Consider the following 23119-nt stretch of genomic DNA (forward strand, 5'->3'; position numbering starts at 1 on the left):
AGAAATGAATAAAAACAAGCATATTGAGAATATACTCCTAGACAAGCGCACAGGCGTCGCTTAGGCGTTTGTGGTAAGAGGCACAAGAAGCAATGTTCCTCTGTGAGAAAGGAAACCACCATGTCCAAGCCGCTCGGCAAGCCCGATCGCATCGTCGTCGCCCTCGGCGGCAACGCGCTCGGCAACACCCCTGAGGAGCAGATCGAGAAGGTCGGCCACGCCGCCCACGCCCTCCTGGGCCTCATCGAGCAGGGCAACGAGATCATCATCACCCACGGCAACGGCCCGCAGGTCGGCATGATCCAGAACGCCTTCGCCGCCGCCCACGACGCCATCGGCACCCCCGCCATGGACCTGCCCGAGTGCGGCGCCATGAGCCAGGGCTACATCGGCTACCACCTGCAGCAGGGCATCGGCCGCGAGATGCACCGCCGCTACAAGCGCTGGCACGCCGCCACCGTCGTCACCCAGATCGAGTGCGACCCGGACGACCCCGCGTTCGCCAACCCCACCAAGCCCATCGGCCCGTTCTACACCGAGGAGCAGGCCAAGGAGATTATGGCCGAGAATCCCGAGATGGTCTTCGTCGAGGACTCCGGCCGCGGCTGGCGCCGCGTCGTCGCCTCCCCCGAGCCCAAGAAGATCGTCGAGGCCGACTCCATCCTGAACCTGCTCGACAACGAGTTCATCGTCATCGCCTGCGGCGGCGGCGGAATCCCCGTGGTCCGCGACTACGGCAACAAGGGCTGCTACAAGGGCGTGGCCGCCGTCATCGACAAGGATATGGGCGGCGAGCTGCTCGCAGAGGACTGCGGCGCGGACGTCCTGTTCCTGCTGACCGCCGTCGAGCACGTCGCCATCAACTTCGGCAAGCCCGACCAGCAGGAGCTCGAGGAGCTCACCGCCGACGAGGCCGAGCGCCTCGCCGACGAGGGCCAGTTCGGCAAGGGCTCCATGGAGCCCAAGGTCCGCGCCGCCATCAAGTTCGCCCGCTCCCGCAAGGGCCGCACCTGCATCATCGGAGCCCTCGACAAGGCCGCCGAGACCATGGCCGGCCTCTCCGGCACCCGCATCTGCGGCTAACCCCGTCTCCCTTCAGCAGGGCAACCTGCAAGCTAACCTCTCTCCTCGACGCCCCCGCTCCCCCTGCGGGGGCGTCCTCGTTTAAATGACATCTTCATCTATGCTTCGGGTCCGTCATCGCGGCTCGTTACATTTTATGAACCGAGATATTGCCTGTCGCAAAGCGGGAAATTTGCCCGCTAGCTGGGTAGGATAAAAAGACGTGTGCGCGGGGTGCATGGATGCGCCTCGTGCCCGTTCGCTGCCCATCTATATATCTCGAAAGGTGCCGCCCATGCATGGAGACACCATTTTGCTCATGACGTTCGTCCTTGCCCTGGTCGCCGCGTTTGCCGGCGGTTTGGTCGCTCGTGCCCTGCGCTTGCCCCCGTTGGTGGGTTATCTGTTGGGCGGCTTGGCGGTGGGCCCGTTTACGCCCGGCTTCATTGGTGATTCGCAGGCCATGAACCAGCTCTCAGAAGTGGGCGTTATGTTCATGATGTTTGGCACGGGCTTGCATTTCTCACTTAAAGACCTGGCCCAGGTCAAAGGTATCGCCGTGCCGGGCGCCATCATCCAGATTGCGCTGGGCACGTTGGCGGGCTATGGCTTGGCCCAAGCTTTTGGGTGGTCTGCCCAGGCGGGTATCATGCTGGGCCTCTCCGTGTCCATTGCATCGACCGTGGTCCTTATCAAGAACCTTACGGATGAGGGCTTGTATCAAACGCGCGGCGGACGCATCGCCACGGGATGGCTGATTGTAGAGGACCTTGCCACCGTCTTGATCTTGGTGGTGCTGCCGGTGGTGTTTGGTCCGGGCGAGGTGGAGCCCGCGCAGCTTGCGGGGCAGATTGGAGTCGCCCTGGCTAAGACCGCGGCGTTTGTGCTGCTTATGCTGGTTGTTGGATCTAAGGCGCTGCCGTGGCTCCTCGACCATATAGAGCGCTCCTGTCCGCGCGAGCTATTTCAGCTTGCCGTGGTGGTAGTGGCGCTGGGAACGGCCATGCTGGCGTCGGCGGCGTTTGACCTGTCGGTTGCGCTGGGCGCGTTTTTAGCGGGCGTGGTGGTGTCCGGCGATAAGTTGTCGCACCGCATCGCCGCAGAGGCAATTCCGTTCCAGGACCTGTTCTCGATCATCTTTTTCGCATCGGTGGGCATGATGGTCAATCCGGCAATTTTGGCGGCGCACCTGCCGGAGCTTCTCGCCCTGGTCGCCTTGATCATGGTGGGCAAGTGGCTCATCAACATGATGCTGGGCATGGCGTTTTCCGCGGGCGTCGAGACATCGCTTACCATCGCGTCCGGCCTGTCGCAGATTGGCGAGTTCTCGTTCATCATCGGGCAGACCGGTATGGCGCTGGGGATTTTGTCTGCGGATCAATACAGCCTTATTTTGGGCGGCGCCGTGGTTTCGATTGCACTGAACACCTTTGTGTTCAAGATTGCGGGGCCGGCGGCGCACGCGATCCACAGCCGTCCGGGTCTGGCGAGGTTCTACGAGCGCCATGCCAAAGCACCCGAGCCGGTAGCGTGCGATATGTGCGGCCACGTGGTAGTTGTTGGTTACGGTAGCGCCGGTGAAAGCGTGGTCGATGCGTTGACGCGCCTGGACGTGTCCTGCCTGGTGGTCGAGCGCGATTTGGAGACGGCGGAGGCGGCGCAGGCGGCGGGCGCGCACATTCTTGTGGGCGATGCGGCGAACTCCGAAGTGCTGCGCCATGCGCACCTGGACCAGGCCCGCGTACTTGCAATCGCCATGAGTCACGAGCATTCCGCCGAGAAGATCGCAAGCGAGGCGCGCGCGGCGAACCCCGACATCAAGATCGTGACGCGCGCCGATACCGCCGCCGGCGTCGCCGCGCTGGTGGAAGCCGGCGCGGACGAGGTTGTTCGTCCCGAGCTTGAAGGCGGCATAGAGCTGCTTCGCCATACGCTGATCGACCTGGGGTATCGCCCCAAGCAGATCTCCGGTTGCGTGGAGCGCCTGCGCGAGAGCGGCTACGAGGCGCTGGGCGAGACGTCGCGCACCAAGCGTATCCAGGCGTTTGAGCGCATGGTATCTACTATGTCGGACATCGACATCCAATGGGCGAGCGTGGGCGAGGGCGCTGCCGGCAAGTCGCTGGCGCAGCTCGATGTGCGCGGTCGCACCGGCGCCCAGGCGGTCGCGCTGCGTCGTGCGGGGTCTGTGCAGCCGTATGTCGACCCCGCTGCCCCCTTGCAGGCGGGCGATGTCTTGGGACTTATGGGCACCGTTGAGCAGACCGAGGCGGCCGAGCATCTGTTGGCGTAGGGCGCATGCGGGCGAGGTAGAGGTGGGCGTAAACCCATGAACCTGCCAATTCTCGTCCAAAAATACTAGTTATAACTAGTAAAAATACGAGTTGTAATTAGTAAAGCTATGTATGCAGAGGTGAGAGCATGTATCAAAGGAATCAGGTTTCCACCCTTGTTCAGCGCCTTGTCGAAGATACTGTCTGGACGATGCAGATCATCGTTGTTCCCAGGCAAACAGGAAAAAGCACGATGATCGCTCAGGCGCTTAGCGCTGCCGACGTCATTTCGCATTATGTTAGTGCTGATGACGCTGCCAACCCAAACGAGTCGTGGATTGAGCGCGAGTGGCAAGTTGCGAGGGGAATGACGCGCAACGGTTCGAGGAAGGTGGTTCTGTGCATTGACGAGGTCCAGAAGGTCTCGGGTTGGGCTCGACAGGTGAAATCTCTTTTCGATCGCGACAGGATGAACGGAACGCCTGTCCGCGCCGTTCTAAGCGGCTCATCGTCCCTGCTTCTTCATAAGGGCTTGGAAGATTCCCTTATGGGTAGATTCGAGCTTATCCATTCTCCGCATTGGAGCTATGCGGAATGCAGGGATGCCTTTGGATTTTCGCTTGATCAGTTTCTGTACTTTGGTGGCTATCTGGGTGCGGCGGCGCTTGTCGCGGACAAGCAGCGTTGGAAGGCGTACGTTCGCGATGCGATAGCGGAGCCTACAATTTCCAAGGATGTTCTGGAGATGGAGGACGTGCGCAAGCCCGCCCTTATGCGCGCGTTGTTTAGGCTTGGCTGTGCGTATTCGGGCCAAGAGCTTTCGTACACAAAAATACTGGGTCAGCTTCAGGATCGGGGCAACACCATAACAGTGGCGCATTGCCTGGACTTGCTGGGAAAAGCGGGTATGCTCTCCGCCCTTCCTAAGTTTTCGGATAAGGAAGTGGCAAAACGCCGTAGCTCCCCTCGACTTATGGTGCATAACACGTTCCTCATGACGGCGATGTCCGATAGGGGTCCTGAGGAATTCCTTGCACGAGGGGACCTTCGCGGTCATTTGGTTGAGTCTGCTGTCGGTGCTTATCTCATTGCGCGCTCTGAATGCGAGGGCTTTGAGGTTATGTGGTGGCGCGAGGGCAATAAAGAAGTCGACTTTGTTATTCGCAGCGAATCCGCTCTTACCGCTATTGAGGTCAAGGGCGGTGCGGAGTCTGGGCAGAGTGGCATGGCGTCGTTTCTCGATGAGCATCCAGAAGCAAAAAGACTGGTTGTGGGAGGTGCGGACGCTGGCGCGTGTACGGTCGAAGAATCTCTCGCGGGCGATGTGGAGCTGTTCTACTAGAGTCGTTTCATTTGTTTGGCATCCTTGTGTTTTGCTAGACAGATCCACCCGTATGCGAATAGGCATACGGGTGGATCTGTTTTTGAGTCGCCTGCGCGCACGGTAGAGGTTCCTCGTCCAAAAACTGCACGGGGGACGCGTGCGACAGTGGGAACAAATCTGCAGGTAAAAATGGCACCCAAGCAGGAGCTTTATTCAAATGCAGCGCCGTTGGTCGGTGAATTGCATCCGTTCATTTTAGCGGCGTTTCCTCCAATCGGTTTGCCCCGCGCCGCCCGTCCGGCTCCCCGTATTGTTCAACTCAACGAGCGCGCACGGTCGCGCGAGAGGGGAGGGGCAAGCCGGTACGGGCTCGCTCCCCGCGAAGGGGGAGGCCATACGGCGGCCCCAAAGGCTAGGGACGAAGGTACACGTCCCAAAACTACGAAAGGAGGAGTGATATGGCGGATACGACTGCAGACCAGGGCGGAATGAAGAAAACACTGTCGCTCTGGAACTTCTTCACCATCGGCTTCGGCGCGATCATCGGCACCGGTTGGGTGCTTCAGGTCGGCGACTGGATGGTCGTCGGTGGCGGCCCCGTTCCCGCAATGATCGCGTTCCTCATCGGAGCCATCTTCCTGGTTCCCATCGGAGCAGTGTTCGGCGAGCTCACGGCTGCCATTCCCATCTCGGGCGGCATCGTTGAGTACGTTGACCGCACCTTTGGCCGCGTTCCTTCCTATATCACCGGTTGGTTCCTGGCTCTGGGTAACGGCATCCTGTGCCCGTGGGAGGCTATCGCCATCTCCACCCTGCTGTCCGATATGTTCGGCACCATCCCCGGCCTCGAGTGGCTTCGCGCTTTCGAGCTCTATGAGATCCTGGGTGCCAAGGTCTACCTGTTCCCCACGATCATCTCTCTGGGATTTGCTGCCTACGTTATCTTCTTGAACTTCCGCGGCGCATCCTCTGCTGCTAAGCTCCAGGCCTTCCTTACCAAGGCGCTGCTGTGCGGCATGCTGCTGGCTATGGGCATCTCCATCTTTACCGGCTCCCCGGCGAACGCCCTTTCCGATGGCCAGGTCTTCTCCCAGGTCACCGGCGCCGGCGGCGGCGTAGCGGCGACGGGTGCCGACAACATCTTTGGCGGTATCCTCTCCGTCCTGCTGCTGACCCCCTTCTTCTACGCTGGCTTCGATACCATTCCCCAGCAGGCAGAAGAGGCGGCCGAGGGCCTCAACTGGAACAAGTTTGGCAAGATCATCTCCCTCGCCCTGCTTGCTTCCGGCGGCTTCTACATGGTCTGCATCTACTCTTTCGGCACCATCCTGCCCTGGCACACCTTCGTCGAGTCTCCTGTGCCCGCGCTGGCCTGCCTCAAGGACATCAACTTCATCTTCTACATCATCATGCTCTGCATCGCGACGCTTGGCCCCATGGGCCCCATGAACTCCTTCTACGGAGCCACGAGCCGCATCATGCTCGCCATGGGTCGCAAGGGCCAGCTGCCCGAGAAGTTCGCTGAGGTTGATCCCAAGTCCGGCGCTCCCAAGCTTGCTTGCATCGTCCTCGCTGCCATCACCCTGGTTGGTCCTTTCATGGGCAAGAACATGCTCATCCCGCTGACCAAGGTCTCCGCTCTGGCGTTCATCTTCTCCTGCACCATGGTTGCCCTTGCGTGCCTCAAGATGCGCTTCACCGAGCCCGACCTGCCCCGTCCCTACAAGGTCCCCGGTGGCAAGTTCGGTATCGGCCTGGCTATCGCCGCTGGTCTGATCATCATCGCCCTGATCGTCCTTCCCATCACCGCCGAGTCCCTCGACCTCACCGGTTGGATCATCGTTCTCGGTTGGCTCGCCCTTGGCATGGTGCTCATGTTCATCACCAACGCCCGTGCCAAGGCGAAGGCATAGCAACTGTCTAGCTGGTAGCTATGCTGCGCGGTCGCCGGCTTATCGCCGCAGCGCCGCACCCTGCCCGCGTCCATACGCATGCGCTCGGACGCATCTGTAGGCTATCTTGCGAAGGGCCGCTCTTACCCAACATATGCGGCCCCTCGCTTCCGTGATTTGGATCCATAAGGAGGAACCATGTCCACTAAGTTTGCAATCGTTGGCGGTAAGCTCATCGACGGCACCGGTGCCGATCCGGTCGAGAACTCCCTCGTCCTCGTTGACGAGAACGGTAAGATCGAGTACGCCGGCGCTATGCAGGACGTGCCCGAGGGCGCCCAGGTTATCGACGCCGCCGGCAAGACCGTTATGCCCGGCCTGATCGACACCCATCTGCACTTCTCCGGCAACCTCACCGACGATGACACCGACTGGGTCATGCAGCCGCTGCTCGAGAAGCAGGCCGTCGCCGTCAAGCAGGCTTACGACTGCCTCACCCACGGCCTCACCACCGTCTGCGAGATCGGCCGCTTCGGCATCCAGGTTCGCGACTGCATCGAGAAGGGCGTCTTCAAGGGCCCGCGCGTTCTTGCTACCGGCCTGGGCTTCTGCCGCGTCGCCGGCCATGGTGACTCCCATCACTGCAGCCAGCTCGAGAACAAGAACTCCCACCCCTGGGGCGACCAGGTCGACGGTCCGTGGGATCTGCGCAAGGCCGTTCGCCGTCGCCTGCGCGAGAACCCCGACGCCATCAAGATCTGGGCTACCGGCGGCGGCATCTGGCGCTGGGACTCCGGTCGCGACCAGCACTACTGCGCTGAGGAGATCAAGGCCGTCATCGACGAGGCCAAGATGGTGGGCATCCCGGTGTGGAGCCACTGCTACAACAACCACGCCGCCGCTTACGATTCCGTCCGCTTTGGCTGCGAGCAGCTGATCCACGGCTTCGATATCGACGAGCGCACCATGGACCTCATGGCAGAGCAGGGCACCTTCTTCACCCCGACGATCGCCTTCCTGCCCACCTGGTACTCCACCTATCCGCCCGTCTACGTCCCCGAGCTGCATGACAAGTACGAGGGCACCCTGGTCGAGAAGGAGCTGCAGCGCAACTACGACTGCCTGCGCGAGGCCAAGAAGCGCGGCGTCGTGATGACCATCGGTTCCGACTCCTTCTCCTTCGTCACCCCGTACGGCACCTGCTCCATCGAGGAGATGTACGAGTTCGTCGACAAGATCGGCTTCACCCCTGTTGAGACCATCACCTGCGCCACCCTCAACGGCGCCAAGATGTGCCACATCGAGGACGAGACCGGCTCCCTCGAGGTTGGCAAGTGCGCCGACCTGCTGGTTGTCAACGGCGACGTCGCTGCCGACATCCACACCCTCAACGTTGACAACATGGACGTCATCATGAAGGACGGCTGGATCGTCGATCCCGGCACCTTCGGCGAGGGCAACAAGTACTCCGAGTAGCACCTCCTCCAAGCTACGCTAACCTTACCAACTCCCTCATCGGGACCCCGGCGGAACTCCAGCCCGCCGGGGTCCTTTTTGATGGAGCTCAAGGGGGTTCGCGGTTGGCCCCCGGGGGTTGCATGGCCGCACGGTTCACCGATGGGTAGGCGCGCGGTCCGGCAACCTTTTCAGGTGGAGCCGCCGAGCGGCGGAAGCCGTCTCATTTCACGCGTTAGCCTCCAGCGGGGAGGGGCATAATCAAAGACAGCTGTCACCTTCTAGAAAGGTTCTCTATGCCCGCTTTGATTACCCACCATCTCTTCGGCGAAGAGAGCATCGATCGTCTGCCCGCCGGCATTATCAACACGGACGAGGAGCGCTGTGCGTTCCTGCTGGCCAACCAAGGACCGGATCCGTTCTTCTTCCGCGTCCGCACCCTTAAGATGCGCGACTGCATGGGCCTGGCCCAGCGCATGCACCGTTGCCGCATGTCCCGTCAGTTCACGGCGCTTCGCGACGGTGTAAGCCGCCTCAACAAGCATGACGCCGCCCTGGGCCGCGCCTTCGTGCTGGGCCTGCTGTCCCACTACGCGCTCGACCGCAACGCGCATCCCTTTGTCTACGATCAGCAGTGGGGCATCATGGAGGCGGACCCCACCCTGGCGGATCAGGGAAACCACGTCCACGCCGTCATAGAGAGCGACCTGGACATCCTCATGCTGCAGCTCAAGCGCGACCACGCCACGGTCCTCGATTACCCGCCGGAGAGCGAGATCGTCACCACTGAGCGCATCAACAAGGTCGCCGGCGTGCTGATGAGCCACATGGCACGCACCGTCTACGATCTGGAGATAGGGGCGAACGAGTACGGCGGCGCCGTCGCGGACATGAAGCTTGCCTACCGTGCTATCGAGCCCGCTGGCTCGCCCATCTCGCAGGTGCACGCTATGTTTACCAGTCTGGCGCACCCCGTCACGGTGGAGCTTCCGCGCCGCGCCGGCAACCTGGACCACCTCATGTGGACCAATCCCTTCAGCCAGGCGCAGTCTGACGAGTCCTTCCCGGATATCTTCAACCGCGCGCTGGACGACTACTCCATCGCCGCCGCCCGCTTTATCGAGGGCGTCGCCATGGACGATGTCACCGGTCACGTCAACTACTCCGGCCGTCCCTTGGACGTGGACGAGGAGTTCGACCGCGAGGAATAAGCTTTTTGGACTTCTGACTGAATGCTTCTGTCATTGGTTTGCGCAAGCGGCTCGGGCTTATTCTCGGGCCGCTTCATTTATGCTGAACCCACGGGCTATACCGTTCATTTTATGCATGCAAAATCGGTAAACCTCGTCCCGCCCATCGAAGATGTGGCATCGCCTGTCGGATGGGTGCCCGGTGATCAAGCGCCCTTTTGTACAATGGGGGAGCAAGCATAAAGGAGAAGAGAGAGAAAGCAGGGCCGAGTGGATAACCAGCCTCGCGTGTTCCATAAATCGGCGTCGCGCAACATGACCAGGACATTGCGAAATGCCCAGCGCGTCGCAACAATTCTCTTGGGACTGTGCGTCCCCTTTTTATTGATTCTCCTGGTTTGGGACCTTATGGCAAACCCCAGCCCGGTACCCGCGGTTGTCACCATCGCTGGCCTGGTTATGCTGTGCTTCTTCTTTAGCTACGTGTTCGTGGTTCCCGATGACCTTACCTCTAGCGCAACGGACCGCACGCTTAGCATCGCGTCCAAGATCTTTGTGCACACGCGCAAGGGCATGACGCCGGACGCCGCCATGGGCGCCTGCCAGATCATCTTGCCGGAGACGCTGGCGTCCGCCATGTGCATCACCGACGGCAAGCAGGTGCTGGCAAGCTGGGGCGAGGGGTGCGAGCGCTATCCCACCGGCCAGCCCGTGGTGCTGGATACCACGCTCAACGTGGTCTCGTCCAAGGTGATGAGCGTGTTCTCACGCGACGCCAACGACACGCGGGAGCGCGAGTTCTTCCCCCGTCTACGCGCGGGCATCGTGGCGCCGCTTACGGTGCGCGACCGCTGCGTGGGCACGCTGGAGCTTTACTACCCGCGCTTCAGCAACATCGACATGCGCCAGACCGCGCTGGCAACGGGCTTTGCGGACCTTATCTCTACGCAGCTGGCAAGTTTTGAGCTCGAGCGCCAGTCCGAGGTCTCGGCCCGCGTGGAGCTGCGAGCGCTGCAGTCGCAGGTGGATCCGCATTTCCTCTTCAACACCATCGGCACCATCGTGTCGCTGGTGCGCACCGAGCCCGAGAAAGCGCGCTCGCTGCTTATCGACTTTTCCAACTACTACCGCCAAACGCTGTCTGATTCCGAGAGCCTCACCACGCTTGAGCGCGAGGTGGAGCAGGGCATTCGCTACATCAACCTCATGCAGGCGCGCTATGGCGAGGGGCGCCTTAAGGTGGAGACGCGCATCGATCCGGATACGGTGGAGTGCAAGGTGCCGCCCTTCATCTTGCAGCCGCTGCTAGAGAACTGCGTCAAGCACGCCATGCGCGAGGTCGAGCCGCTGTCGATCTTTGTTTTGTCGCGCACAACCGCCCGGGGCCTGGAGATAGTGGTCGCAGACGACGGCATAGGTATGAGCGAGAAGGTTCAGCAGCACCTGTTTGACCCACCGGAGGCTCCTCGTCCAGATGAGCCGGAGACCGTGACGGCAGATGGCTCCATCAAGCGCGGGTGCGGCCTTGCGCTCTGCAACGTCTTGATGCGCATCCACTTCTTCTTTGGTGAGGAATCGGGCATTAAGGTCGAGTCGAAAGAGGGCGAGGGCACCGCGATCACGGTTGCGCTTATTGGCGAGCCGCACGAGCCCGCGCCCGCGCAAAGCCTGCTGCCCTAGGCAATCAACACGTTCGAGCCCAGCACGTTCGAGAGGGGATAGACATGAGTGATCAGTGGAGCGTTCTGGTGGTCGATGATGAACCGCCCATACGCGCAGAGCTTCGCTATTTGCTTGAGCAAGACGAGCGCATTGGCAGAGTGGATGAGGCGGGCGGCGCCACGCAGGCGGTCGAGAAGATCCTGGGCAGCCGTCCGGACGTGCTGTTTCTAGACATACAGATGCCGGGTACCAGCGGTATCAAGCTGGCAGAGACGCTATCGAACCTCAAGACGCCCCCGGTGGTGGTGTTTGTAACCGCGTTTGCCGAGTACGCCGCTACGGCCTTTGAGCTCGATGCCGTCGACTACGTGCTCAAGCCGGTGGAGACCAAGCGCCTGGAGAAGGCGTTGGACAAGGTGGCTACCGCTATGTCGGCCCGCACGCCCGCGCCCGTGGCGGAGCGCGTTATGCGCCTGTCGGTCGAGCGCGGCGGCAAGCGCGCGTTCATCCCCGTGAGCGACATTGTCTATATAGAGGCCAAGGCGGACTACTCCAGCGTGATCACCGCCGCTGGCAGCTATTTGGTGAACGAGTCTATCTCGTCTCTCGAACGTCGCCTGGCGCCGCAGGGCTTTATGCGCGTGCACCGCAGCTTTTTGGTGAATCTGGACGATGTACATGATGTCGAGGTGTCGCGTTCCGGCCTGATGGACCTCAAGGTCGAGCGGGTGGATGCTTCGGTGCCCGTGTCGCGCCGCCGCGCGTCTGAGGTCAAGGTTCGCCTTGGTCTGGCGTAGACGTTGCACCGCCTTTACAGGACGCTGAGCGAAAGCTGATAGTCAGGGACGCGGATGTGCCCTACCATGTCTCGTTATGAATGCGCAGCGTCGCCAAGAGGGGAGCCATAGATGAAATTCACCAAGATGGAGCGCAACTGGGTCATGTATGACGTGGGCAACTCCGCCCTTGTCCTGCTCAACACCTCGATTGTGCCTATCTATTTCAACGCTATCAACACCGGTGCGTCTTCTGCCGAGCTGGTGACCGCGTGGGCCAACGCCCAGACCGTGGCCTCCCTGATCGTCGCTTTGCTCATGCCTATCCTGGGTTCGCTGGCAGACTATGCGGGCAACAAGATCAAGTTCTTCACCGGGTTCTTCCTAACAGGCGTGGTGCTGTGCCTGGCGCAGGCCATCCCCATGTCCGCTATGGCGTTTCTGGTGGTCTACGTGCTGTGCACCATCAGCCTTAACTCGTCCATGACGTTTTACGACGCCATGTTGCCAGATGTCACCACGGACGAACGCATGGACCGGGTGAGCTCTTCCGGTTTTGCCTGGGGGTACGTGGGCTCCACCATTCCCTTCATCCTGTGCATCGCCCTCATCTTCGGCGGCCCCAGCATCCTGGGCCTGGATACCCTTACCTGCACGCGTCTGACGTTTATCATCACCGGCGCATGGTGGCTGGCGTTCACCGTTCCGCTGCTTCGTACCTACCAGCAGCGCTACGGCAAGGAGCGCGAGCACGGGGCGCAGGGCGTCTTGCACAACATCGCCAAGACCTTCACCGGGCTTTTGGACACGTGCTGCCGCATCGCGCACGATCGCGTGCTGCTGGTCTTCATGATCGCGTTTTTCTTCTACATCGACGGCGTCCACACCGTCATCTCCATGGCTACCAGCTACGGTGCCGCATTAGGTATCGATTCCACGCAGCTGGTGTTGGCGCTTCTGGTCACGCAGTTTGTCGCCTTCCCGTCCGCCATCATCTACGGCAAGGCAGCCGGCAAGTTTGGCACCCTGCGCATGATCATCGTGGCGGTTGCCGCTTACGTGGGCATCGTCTTGTTTGCGGCGTTCTTCTTGAAGTCCGCTACGGAGTTTTGGATCCTCGCCATTCTAGTGGGCATGTTCCAAGGCGGCGTGCAGGCGCTTTCGCGCAGCTACTTTGGCAAGATCATCCCCAAGGAGCATTCAAACGAGTACTACGGCTTCTTTGATATTTTTGGACGATACGCTTCGGTCATGGGCACTCTGCTAGTATCTGTTGTGACATCGCTCACGCACGATCCTTCTTTAGGAGTGCTTTCCATCGGGATCTTGCTGGTTGTGGGCTTTGTCATGCTAGTAAAGCTCTCCAGCATGCAGAAGGCGGCAGCCTAAAGCTCGCATGCCGCAACGAGTGCGCTTCTCTATGGACGGAGGGCTTGCTGGCAACAGTAAAGCCCTCCGTTTTTTAGTAGAAGGTGACCTTATTTGAAATCTCAATACATCGCCCGCGTTGGTGTTATCGCGGCCGCGTACGCTGCGTGCACCCTGGTGACCATGCTCTTTTTGGGCAGCCTTGCATGGGGCCCCATCCAGTTCCGCGTCTCAGAGGCGCTATGCGTGCTGGCGCTCTTCACCCCCGCGGCCGTCCCCGGCCTTACGCTGGGCTGCGTGATCGCCAACGTTGCCAACATCGTGCTTTCCGGCACCGGTATGCTGGGCATGCTCGACGTGGTCTTTGGTTCGCTGGCAACCTTTTTGGGCGCGCTGTTCACGTGGAAGATGCGCTCCTGTCCGCTAATCGCGCTGGCTGGACCCGTGCTTGCCAACGCGCTCATCGTTCCGGCGTACCTGCCCCTGCTGCTGCAGGGCATTGGTTTTTACACCATTCCCTTCACGTCGATTTCCCTGGATGGCTCCTGGGGCCTTATGTACCTCTTTGGTCTTGTGACCACGGGCGCGGGCGAAGCGGTTATCATGTATGTGCTGGGCTACCCGCTGCAGCGCTCGCTGGCAAATACGCCGTTTATGAAGCGCGAGCTCGCTCAGATGGGTACAACAGCTAAGTAGTTGGCTCTCGGGCACATTTAGCCCCGCGCCAACGCGTACGCACTCCAACACGTTGGCGCGGCGGCTTTTGCTTGCCGCCCCTTTCGATAGCTGCAATGGAAAGGGATGAGTGGCTATGAAACCTGCGATCGTGATTCCCACCTACTGGGCGGGCAATCATGAGGACACGCTGGCCCCCGGTGCCTACGACCACTCCACAAGCCTTACCGCGGAACGGCCCGAGCTCGAGCGCTGTCTTGCGTCTCTCGAGCAGGTTCGCGGGCTACCACGCATCATCTTGCTTGTCATATGCCCCTTGTCTGCCACGCGGGACGTCACGCTGCGTATCGAGCACATTCTCTACCATCATCCCAACCTCAACGTCACGCTTCTCACCAACATCGAGGCCTCGCGCATCATGGACCGCGTGAACGAGCTTGCGCCCAAGATCAAGGGCGAGGCCGTATCGCTGCGCGGGTACGGCGCCATTCGCAACATGGGTCTGGCAGCCGCCGCCATCTTGGGCCATGACGCGGTGGTGTTTTTGGACGATGACGAGGTGGTCCTCGCCCCGGATTTCATGGAGAAGGCCCTCTATGCGCTTGGTGCGGAGACGCGCCAGCGCCTGCCCATCCTTGCCAAGAGCGGTTACTTTTACGATCGCGAGGGGTCTCCGCTGGCGGATACCTCGCGTGCCGGCATCACCCAGCGCTGGTGGACCAAGCGCATCGAGTTCAACCGTTGGATGAAAAAGGCCCTCTCTGCCACGAGGATCTCGCGGTCCAACTACGTGTGCGGTGGCTGCATGGCCCTGCATGCCCGGGCGTTTACGCGCGTGGCGTTCGACCCCTTTATCACCCGTGGCGAGGATCTTGATTATCTGTTCAACATGCGTCTGTTTGGCTATGACGTGTGGTTTGATAACGCATGGGTGGTCAAGCACCTGCCGCCGGAGAGCCATGAGAGCGCGCCGCGCTTTATGCAAAACGTCTACCGCTGGTATTATGAACGGGCAAAACTGACGTATGCCAGCAGGCAGAAGGAATACAACCAGGTAACGCCGGCGTCGCTCATGCCGTATCCGGGTCCGTGGATCTCGCCGGGATTGGATGAGCGCGTTCGCAAGACGTCCCTCGCCCGCGCCGTGTTCACTCGCGAGCGCCGCGCGTATTGGAACATCTGGCGCCACGGTCGCGAAGATGCGGAACGCTATGCCGCGGACAACGCTGACCAATACCTGAAATTCCAAAGCTTCTGGCCGAGTATCATGGACGGCTTGTGGGGAGATATCTCGCTTGCCGCCATGCTGGAGCGCCGATGAACGATAAAAACAAGTCTATTCGGGGGGCTGCGCGTTCAGCGCTGCTGGCGAGCATTCCGTTGCTGCGCGTCGCCGCCGCGGTGTGCGCGCTTGCGCTCGCCGTCTATCTTGTCTACTCCATTATCGAGGGGACGGAATCCATTCTCACGCTGGTGGCGTGCGCGCTTATGTGCGTCTTCCTGCTCATCTTCGCCCACCTGTGCCTCAACCCGGATACCCTGCGCTCCCAGTACGCCGAGCAAACGCTTTCCATCGCGTCGGAGATGCTTGAGGATATTCGCGATGGCCTTACGCCCGAGAGCGCCGAGGCCATTTGCCGGCGCCTGCTGCCCGAGACCCGCGCGATGACCATCGCCGTGACCGACCGCGAGCGCGTGCTCGCCTGCGTGGGCACGCTTGCAGAGCAGTTTCCACCTGGGTCTCCCATCCATACGCCCGCGACGCGTTATGCCTTGGACCACGGCTTGGTGCAGTCGTTTACCAACGCCACGCCCACGTTTAACGACTCCCTTACGGCGCCGCCGATCCCGGCGGGCATCATCGCCCCGCTCAAGGTTCGCGGCAAATCCGTGGGAACGCTCAAGTTCTATTTCAGCAGCCCGCACGCGGTCAATCGCACGCAGTACGCTTTGGTGTCTGGTTTTGCGGAGCTGATCTCTACCCAGCTGGCCACGCATGAGCTGGAGCGCCAGGACGAGTTGACGGCGCGCGCCGAGCTTCGCGCCCTGCAAGCGCAGATCAACCCGCATTTTCTGTTCAACACGCTCAACACCATCGCCGCGCTTACGCGCACGGAGCCCGCTCGCGCTCGCGAGCTGCTTCGAGACTTCGCGGCGTTTTACCGCTCTACGCTCGATAACTCCGGTTCGCTGATCCCCGTGTCGCGTGAGCTCACGCAGACCAGTCGCTACCTTACGTTTGAACGCGCTCGCTTTGGCGATGACCGCGTCATCGCGACCATGGATGTCGAAGAGGGGGTCGAGGACGCCCCGGTGCCCGCTTTCATCATCCAGCCATTGGTGGAGAACGCCGTGCGCCACGCTATGAAGGACGAGGGCGCGCTGCATATCACGGTGAGGGTGCGCTCAGAGGGCGGCGAGGGGATTTGCATCGAGGTGAGCGACGACGGCGCCGGCATGGATCGCGACACCGCTGCGCGCCTGTTCAACGCGTCGCTTCCCATGCCCGATTCCCAGTCGCCCCAGGGCGGCGGCGCGGGCGTGGCGACGCGCAACATCTCAGAGCGCATCAAGCGCTTCTACGGCCCCCGCTCCAGCGCGGAGGTTTCGTCCACCCCCGGTGAGGGCACCACCATTACGCTGCACCTTGATTTGCAAGAAAGTATGTTCGCGTAAGGGTTCTTACTTCGGGGTAGAATGGTATAACGCCGTCTCATCGCTCGTGCTTGGATGAGAGGCGTGACGCACGGGATATTGTTGTTGGAAGGAATGTACGTATGCTGCGTGCAATGATCGTTGATGATGAGGCGCCAGCCCGTTCCGAGCTTCGGTTCCTGCTTGAGCAGACGGGGAAGATCGGTTCGATCAACGAGGCGTCGAGCGTTCGCTCGGCAATAGAAATGCTGATGGAGAATCGGGTGGACGTTGTGTTCCTGGATATCTCCATGCCGGGCGCATCGGGCATTCAGCTCGCTGAGGCGCTGCACAAGCTCAAGAACCCGCCCGCCGTGGTCTTTGTGACCGCCTATAGCGACCATGCCGTTGAGGCGTTTGATGTCGATGCCACCGATTACCTGATGAAGCCGGTTGAGGAAGCCCGTTTGGATCAGGCGATCAACAAGGTGCTCGCGCGCGTCAAGCCCACATCGGACAGTAGCAAGAGCTCTATCGAGCGCATCCCCGTCGAGAAGGGTGGCCGCAAGGTCCTTATTCCCGTCGACCAGATTCGCTACATCATGGCCAAGGACGATTATTCCTGCATCTTCACGGAGGACGATCGATACCTGTCCACCACCTCGTTGGCACAGTTTGAATCGAAGCTGGGCGACTTTGGGTTCTTTCGCGTGCACCGTCGCTACATTGTTAACCTCGCCAACGTCGAGGACGTCGAGACGGTGCCCTCTGGCGCTATTCAGCTGGGCGTGTCGGGTCTAGATGACCGTATCCCGGTTTCTCGTCGCAGGGTGGTTCCCCTCAAGAAGGCGCTCAATCTGTAGCGAGGAATTGAAAGAGCATAGAAAAGAGGCTTCCATGCAGATTCAGGAAGGGCATGCCAAGCGCATCGATATTGTTTCTGATACGCACGGACACCTCTCAGCGGAGCTCCTTGAGCAGATCGCCGGTGCGGACCTTATTGTCCATGCCGGCGATCTTACGTCTGAGATGGATTACGAGCACCTGTGCTGCATCGCCCCGGTGCGCGCGGTGCTGGGCAACAACGACTACTATCGCGACTACGGTCCGGATGTAGCGCGCCTGTGCGAGTTCGACTACGAGGGGCTGCGTTTCGCCGTCGCTCACTATCAAGAGGATTTGCCCGTTACCGGCGTGGACGTTGCCGTGTGCGGCCACACGCATCGTTCCAAGATCGAGAGATCTTGCGGACGCCTGCTGATCAATCCAGGTTCCGCCACGCTGCCGCGAGGGACAAGGACGCCGAGTATCGCGCGTCTCTATGTAGGTGATGGCGCTGTTATGTCGGCAGAGATCATTCCGTTGAAGTAGGGGTGGGCGCGCCGGCTTTTACGGCGAAACCGTTGCGTTACGGCTGGTTGTGGACGTCTTGTGCATGGCCGCAAACTTTTTCTAAAAAAGTTCTTGCGTGCAAAACGCACCTCTGTATATAATAGTTCCCGCAGCAATTCGCTGAGGGGAGTTAGCTCAGTTGGTTAGAGCGCCGGCCTGTCACGTCGGAGGTCGCGGGTTCGAGTCCCGTACTTCCCGCCATTTGAAATGGTAAGCCTCACTTCGGTGGGGCTTTTTTCATATTAAGTCTCGCTCGCCTGCTTCTCGTCCAAATTAATCTTCATCTAAGGGAATGCGTTGGGACCATGGGGGAGCTCCAAGCGGGCATCGTCCAAAGATTTAAAAAAAGTTGTTGCATCCAATCCAAGGTTCTGTGTATACTAATCCACGCAGCAATTCGCTGAGGGGAGTTAGCTCAGTTGGTTAGAGCGCCGGCCTGTCACGTCGGAGGTCGCGGGTTCGAGTCCCGTACTTCCCGCCATTTGAAATGGTAAGCCTCACTTCGGTGGGGCTTTTTCTTTTTTTAGTGCATCTTAAGTCAATGCTTTTCTGGCGGCGCGACATCGTGATATAGATTTGCTGGTGTTATTTGATGAATATACGAGCATCGTTTTGCATGTTGCCGACGCTTGGGTATATCAGCTGCATCATTACGGTATCCTCTAGCGCGTGAATTATTCTTTTGGAAGGTTAATCCTGCGTGTTATGTGGGGCGATTGAGTATTGAATACTTAATCTCCGTTATGGTAAGGTCAAATCCATTGGTTTTCAGGTACCTGTTTGCATAGTCCGACCCGATCTGTGCGCGTGGTCTCTCCGCGCGCGCAAACTAAGGGTTGGTCGAGCAAGAAGGATAGGGGAGAGATGGACATTTCAAGGAAGACGGACTACGCCCTGCGCATGTTGGCGATGCTGGCAGAGGACAGGGAGAGTCTCCTTTCTGTGAGAACGGCGGCCGAGAAGGTTGACGTTCCGTATTCTTTTGCGCGCTCGATCCAGCATGGGCTGGTGCTTGCAGGCATTGTCGAGAGCCTTCGCGGCGTGCATGGCGGCATGCGCCTTAAGGTCGATCCCGCCCAGATCACCATTCGCCAGGTTGTCGAGGCAATTCAGGGCCCGTTGGTTATGAACGAGTGCACCGCTCCCACCGCTGACTGCGCCCGTATGGGCGGTTGCTGCTATCATCCCCTGTGGGTTGGTACGCAGGCCCTGGTTCACGACTATCTTGATTCCGTCACATTGGATGACGTGGTGAACCGTCGCCTGAGCCCCGCGGTCGATCCCAAGTTTGCCGATCGCGACCGTTTTTACGAGTATGTAAGCTGTGGCGAGGGCTGCCGCGCTGCCGAATAGGCCGCATGTGCGATCCTTGCCGCAAGGGACAAGGAGCTTCGCCATCATGATGAATCGTGACCCCTTCCGCACCCTGGTTCGCGCGGAGGGGGTTCGTTTGTATAGGGACCTTCCGTGGAGAAACACGCGCGACCCCTATGGCATTTGGATTTCAGAGGTCATGCTGCAGCAGACGCAGGTTCCGCGCGTGCTGACGCGCTGGGGAGCATGGTTGGATAGATTTCCCAGCGTGCAAGCCCTTGCCCAGGCGCCCGTGGCAGACGTGCTCGAGGAGTGGCAGGGAATGGGGTATAACCGCCGCGCGTTGGCGCTTAAGGGCGCGGCGGAGGCAATTGTTGCCGAATACGATGGCGAGATCCCGCAAGATGCCCGCCGGCTTTGCGCACTTCCCGGTATAGGTCCGGCGACGGCGCAGGGCATTCGGTCGTTTGCATTCGATCTTCCCGGAGTGTACCTAGAGACCAACGTGAGAACCGTCTTCCTGCATCATTTCTTTCCCGACGTGCCCGGCGTGCCCGATCGCGAGCTTGTTCCACTTGTTCAGGCGGCATGCCCCGCATGCGAGGATGCGGCGGGCGATTTGTTTGCCATCGCTCAAGATGAGAACGATACGCCGCGATCTTGGTATTACGCGCTTCTGGACTACGGTGCGCATCTTAAAAAGACCGTCCCCAATCCTTCACGGCGCTCCAGCTCCTATACGCGCCAGTCTGCGTTTGAGGGTTCGCGCAGGCAAAAGCGCGCTCATATTGTGCGCATGCTGCTTGACGCCTCCAAGTGCGGGGAGCTGTTGGGCATTGATGAGATCGCGGCGGGGGTTAATGATATGGAGCTCAAGGCTGGCCGTCCGCACGTCGAGCGCGAGCTGGTTGCATCCATTCTTGACGACCTCGAGCGCGAAGGCTTTTGCGTGCGCGGGGAGAGCGGGGGCTTGGACGTGTGGGCCATCTGCTCGTGAGTAACGCGGCTATGATATTTGATAGGAATGAATCCTAATTATTTGGACAATGGCGTGCTTGGAGCGACTCTGCTGGGGGTATAACTCAAAGACGGGCACGGCAAAAGCGTGTCCGCACGGTGCCGGATACTATTCGCCATATCCGGCAAGCGTAGTGCGCGGTGGTCCGCGCAGAGAGGAAGTACACCATGGATTTTGAGAACTCCCAGACAAAGAAGAATCTTGAGACCGCTTTCGCGGGCGAGTCCCAGGCCCATACCAAGTATCGTTACTACTCCTCCAAGGCTAAGAAGGAGGGCTACGTTCAGATCTCCAACATCTTTATGGAGACCGCGTTGAATGAGTCCGAGCATGCCAAGCTGTGGTTCAAGTACCTGCATGAGGGCGAGGTGCCCGATACCCTGACCAACCTCAAGGATGCCGCCGCCGGCGAGAACTACGAGTGGACCACCATGTATGATGAGTTCGCCAAGACCGCTGACGAGGAGGGCTTCAAGGAGATCGCGGCCAAGTTCCGCGGCGTCGGCGCCGTCGAGAAGGCTCACGAAGAGCGTTATCTCAAGCTTGCCGAGCGCGTTGAGAAGGGCGAGGTCTTTACCCGCGAGGGCGTTAAGGTGTGGAAGTGCCTCAACTGCGGCCACCTGCATGTTGGTCCCGTGGCGCCCGAGCTCTGCCCCGTCTGCGCCCATCCCAAGGCCTACTTTGAGGAGCAGGTTGTTAACTACTAGGGATTCTCGTCCCCACGCTCTATAGCGCGTTATGGAGGACAGCCTTCCTCGTCCATGTTATCTGCATGCATCGCATAACTTTATGGGGGCCGCCCCGCCTGAGACGTCGTGTCAGGTGGGGCGGCCTTATTGTGCGGGTTGGCCAAGCGTGTGCGGCGAATGCCGTCTTGGCATCCAGCGATGGCGCGGCAGCGTGAGGTATATGTTGGACGCCCCGGGGTATGAGTGTGGAGCAGGGCGCGAGCGCGGCCGTGCAGTAGCCGCAGGCGTCCACAGGGGGGGTATTGTTGATGCACAAACCTATCGAGCTCATTGCAACATGCGATGGGGCGTACCTGGCGCCGCTGCGAAGCGCCATGGCTTCTTGCGTGATCAATAACCCGGGCGAGAGCTTCTGCCTGCACCTGCTGCACAGCACGGTGGACGAGAAGAGCCTGCTGCATATGGATGCCTATTGTCGCTACCTTGGCGTCGACTTTTGCGCCCACGGCATAGACCGCTCTTTGTTTGATGGCGCCTACGCAAGCAAGCGCTATCCGCAAGAGGTGTATTACCGTCTTCTTGCGCCCCATGTGCTTGCGGGGGTTGAGGGGAGGGCCTTGTACCTTGACCCGGACGTGCTGGTAATCAATCCCTTGCGGCCTCTTGTGGAGGCCGATCTTAAGGGGCGCGCGTTCGCCGCGGCGTCGCATTTGGATGCGGCGCACCCCGTTACGGGCATCAACAAGATTCGCCTGGATACCACGGGGGCATATTTCAACACGGGCGTAATCTTGATGGACATGTCCGTCGCTCGCCGCGCGATCGACCCTGCGGGCATGATGGCATATGCTCGCGACCATGAGGCGGAGATGCTCTTTCCCGATCAAGACCTGTTTTGCGCGCTCTACGGCGCATCCACCCTTGAGGTTCCGGACAAGCTGTGGAACTACGATGCCCGCAAATACACGGACTACCTGGTGAGAACGGGTGGAGAGAGCACCATGGCGTGGGTGATGGAGAACACCTCGATCCTGCACTTCTGCGGCAGGGATAAGCCATGGAACGTTGGCTATCATGGTCGATTCGACGCGCTGTATAAGAACTATATGATGATTGCCGCCCGCGCTGCAGAGCGCGCTTGGGCAGAGGGAGAAGAACGTGGACGATAAAAAGTTGAAGGATGCGCTGTTTCTTATTGCATTTGGCGTGGTGCTCTACGTTGGCATGACGCATCTTTCAACGGTGCTCGCCGCGGTCTCCTCCGTGGTCGACCTGCTGCTGCCCGTGCTGATAGGTGCAATCTTCGCATTTGTCCTCAACGTGCCCATGTCTGGTCTTGAGCGCATGTTCCACCAGGCTGGAAAGTCCCTTGGCAGGGAGCTTCCGGTCATTCCGGTGCGTGTGGCGAGCCTGCTGATTACGCTTGCGGGCATTGTGCTTGCGTTTGTGGGTGCGGTTGCCCTGGTGATTCCCGAGTTGATCGAGTCTGCGCGCAGCATCATTCCTCTAGCGCAAGAGAAGATTCCCGAGTGGATCGCTTTTGCAGAGGCGAATGGCATCGACCTGTCTGGATTGGTTCAGCAGATGAGCGAGCTGAGTCAGAAGGTGTCCGCCGATGGCGCCTCTTCGCTTGTGGGGTCTGCTGCCGTTATCGCTAGGTCGACTATCTTGACCGCCGGAAACACCATGCTTGGCATGGTGATTGCGATCTACTTGCTGCTTGGCAAGCACAACTTCTCACGTCAGGCCCTTATGATCGCGCGGGCAAACCTGCCGGCGGGCGTAGTCCAGAAGATTCGCTTTGTGGGCAATCTCGCGTGCGAGACCTATGCAAAGTTCTTGTCCGGCCAGTTTGTTGAGGCGATCATTTTGGGCTGCCTCATGTACACCACGTTTAAGATCTTCGGTCTGCCCTATGCGGGCATCACCGCCTACCTCACCGGCTTGTGCGCGTTCGTTCCGTATGTGGGCGCATTTTTGTCCGGTGCTTCCGGCGTGGTGCTCACCTTGCTGGCGGATCCCGTGAAGGCGCCCATTTGCCTGGTGGTCTACCTGGCGACCCAGTTTATCGAGAACCAATTTATCTATCCACGCGTAGTTGGCGGGTCCGTTGGCCTGGCTCCCATGTGGGCGCTGCTGGCGGCGATTGTGGGCGGCAAGCTCTTTGGCGTGGTGGGCATCGTCTTCTTCATCCCGCTTGCTAGCGTTATCTACACCTTGGTGCGCGATGACACGCTGGCGAAGCTGGCACGCAAACGGGGGCAGGACGCTTTGGGCCAGGGCACGGCCATCGAGGAATAGAGTCTTCGGCGCTACCCGGCGGTACCGTTTGAAATGGACGAGTAAAGAACAAATTGAACAGATGTAACTTTATGTATAATCGATCGCCGTACTT

Annotated in this window: 19 protein-coding genes and 2 tRNA genes; all 21 read left to right on the forward strand. The window is 60.0% G+C overall.

What is annotated here, in order from left to right; genetic code table 11:
* Positions 1-120: 120 nt before the first annotated feature.
* Positions 121-1083, forward strand: a complete 963-nt coding sequence (gene arcC / locus HMPREF9452_RS05785) for a carbamate kinase (RefSeq protein ID WP_009141195.1) — start codon at positions 121-123, stop codon at positions 1081-1083.
* A 274-nt stretch (positions 1084-1357) separates the two neighbouring features.
* Complete coding sequence (locus tag HMPREF9452_RS05790) at positions 1358-3355, forward strand: cation:proton antiporter domain-containing protein (RefSeq protein WP_040362473.1); 1998 nt, start codon at positions 1358-1360, stop codon at positions 3353-3355.
* Positions 3356-3483: 128 nt separating this feature from the next.
* A complete protein-coding gene (locus HMPREF9452_RS05795; protein WP_009141197.1) occupies positions 3484-4677 on the forward strand; it encodes an ATP-binding protein in 1194 nt (397 codons plus the stop codon).
* A gap of 440 nt (positions 4678-5117) precedes the next feature.
* Positions 5118-6572 carry an APC family permease gene (locus HMPREF9452_RS05800; protein ID WP_009141198.1) on the forward strand — a complete coding sequence of 485 codons (1455 nt, stop codon included), beginning with the start codon at positions 5118-5120 and terminating at the stop codon, positions 6570-6572.
* Positions 6573-6749: 177 nt separating this feature from the next.
* Positions 6750-8027: a metal-dependent hydrolase family protein gene (locus tag HMPREF9452_RS05805; RefSeq protein ID WP_009141199.1), complete on the forward strand. Its 1278-nt coding sequence runs from the start codon at positions 6750-6752 to the stop codon at positions 8025-8027.
* Between the two features lie 275 nt (positions 8028-8302).
* Positions 8303-9217 carry a zinc dependent phospholipase C family protein gene (locus HMPREF9452_RS05810; protein ID WP_009141200.1) on the forward strand — a complete coding sequence of 305 codons (915 nt, stop codon included), beginning with the start codon at positions 8303-8305 and terminating at the stop codon, positions 9215-9217.
* Positions 9218-9466: 249 nt separating this feature from the next.
* Positions 9467-10876: a histidine kinase gene (locus HMPREF9452_RS05815; protein ID WP_009141201.1), complete on the forward strand. Its 1410-nt coding sequence runs from the start codon at positions 9467-9469 to the stop codon at positions 10874-10876.
* Positions 10877-10920: 44 nt separating this feature from the next.
* A complete protein-coding gene (locus HMPREF9452_RS05820) occupies positions 10921-11655 on the forward strand; it encodes a LytR/AlgR family response regulator transcription factor (protein ID WP_009141202.1) in 735 nt (244 codons plus the stop codon).
* Positions 11656-11766: 111 nt separating this feature from the next.
* Entirely contained in the window at positions 11767-13023 is a 1257-nt protein-coding gene (locus HMPREF9452_RS05825) for an MFS transporter (RefSeq protein ID WP_009141203.1), read from the forward strand.
* 93 nt (positions 13024-13116) lie between these two features.
* Positions 13117-13698 (forward strand): QueT transporter family protein, encoded by a 582-nt coding sequence (locus HMPREF9452_RS05830; RefSeq protein WP_009141204.1) that lies wholly within the window; start codon positions 13117-13119, stop codon positions 13696-13698.
* A gap of 115 nt (positions 13699-13813) precedes the next feature.
* Entirely contained in the window at positions 13814-14998 is a 1185-nt protein-coding gene (locus HMPREF9452_RS05835) for a glycosyltransferase family 2 protein (RefSeq protein WP_009141205.1), read from the forward strand.
* Positions 14995-16353, forward strand: coding sequence for a histidine kinase (locus HMPREF9452_RS05840; protein ID WP_009141206.1), 1359 nt, complete (start codon positions 14995-14997; stop codon positions 16351-16353). Before HMPREF9452_RS05835 ends, HMPREF9452_RS05840 begins: the two co-directional genes overlap by 4 nt.
* Positions 16354-16454: 101 nt before the next feature.
* Complete coding sequence (locus HMPREF9452_RS05845) at positions 16455-17174, forward strand: LytR/AlgR family response regulator transcription factor (RefSeq protein WP_009141207.1); 720 nt, start codon at positions 16455-16457, stop codon at positions 17172-17174.
* Between the two features lie 34 nt (positions 17175-17208).
* Entirely contained in the window at positions 17209-17682 is a 474-nt protein-coding gene (locus HMPREF9452_RS05850; protein WP_009141208.1) for a metallophosphoesterase family protein, read from the forward strand.
* Positions 17683-17827: 145 nt separating this feature from the next.
* Positions 17828-17904 (forward strand) — tRNA-Asp (locus HMPREF9452_RS05855).
* Positions 17905-18107: 203 nt separating this feature from the next.
* Positions 18108-18184 (forward strand) — tRNA-Asp (locus tag HMPREF9452_RS05860).
* A gap of 383 nt (positions 18185-18567) precedes the next feature.
* Positions 18568-19056 carry an RrF2 family transcriptional regulator gene (locus tag HMPREF9452_RS05865; RefSeq protein ID WP_009141209.1) on the forward strand — a complete coding sequence of 163 codons (489 nt, stop codon included), beginning with the start codon at positions 18568-18570 and terminating at the stop codon, positions 19054-19056.
* A 49-nt stretch (positions 19057-19105) separates the two neighbouring features.
* Positions 19106-20014: an HhH-GPD family protein gene (locus HMPREF9452_RS05870; protein WP_040362538.1), complete on the forward strand. Its 909-nt coding sequence runs from the start codon at positions 19106-19108 to the stop codon at positions 20012-20014.
* 188 nt (positions 20015-20202) lie between these two features.
* On the forward strand, positions 20203-20742 hold the full coding sequence (gene rbr, locus HMPREF9452_RS05875; protein ID WP_009141211.1) for a rubrerythrin: 540 nt from the start codon (positions 20203-20205) through the stop codon (positions 20740-20742).
* 290 nt (positions 20743-21032) lie between these two features.
* Positions 21033-21893: a glycosyltransferase family 8 protein gene (locus HMPREF9452_RS05880; protein WP_009141212.1), complete on the forward strand. Its 861-nt coding sequence runs from the start codon at positions 21033-21035 to the stop codon at positions 21891-21893.
* Positions 21883-23025 (forward strand): AI-2E family transporter, encoded by a 1143-nt coding sequence (locus HMPREF9452_RS05885; protein WP_009141213.1) that lies wholly within the window; start codon positions 21883-21885, stop codon positions 23023-23025. Before HMPREF9452_RS05880 ends, HMPREF9452_RS05885 begins: the two co-directional genes overlap by 11 nt.
* Positions 23026-23119: the final 94 nt, after the last annotated feature.

Source organism: Collinsella tanakaei YIT 12063 (genome assembly GCF_000225705.1).
Lineage (GTDB): Bacteria > Actinomycetota > Coriobacteriia > Coriobacteriales > Coriobacteriaceae > Collinsella > Collinsella tanakaei.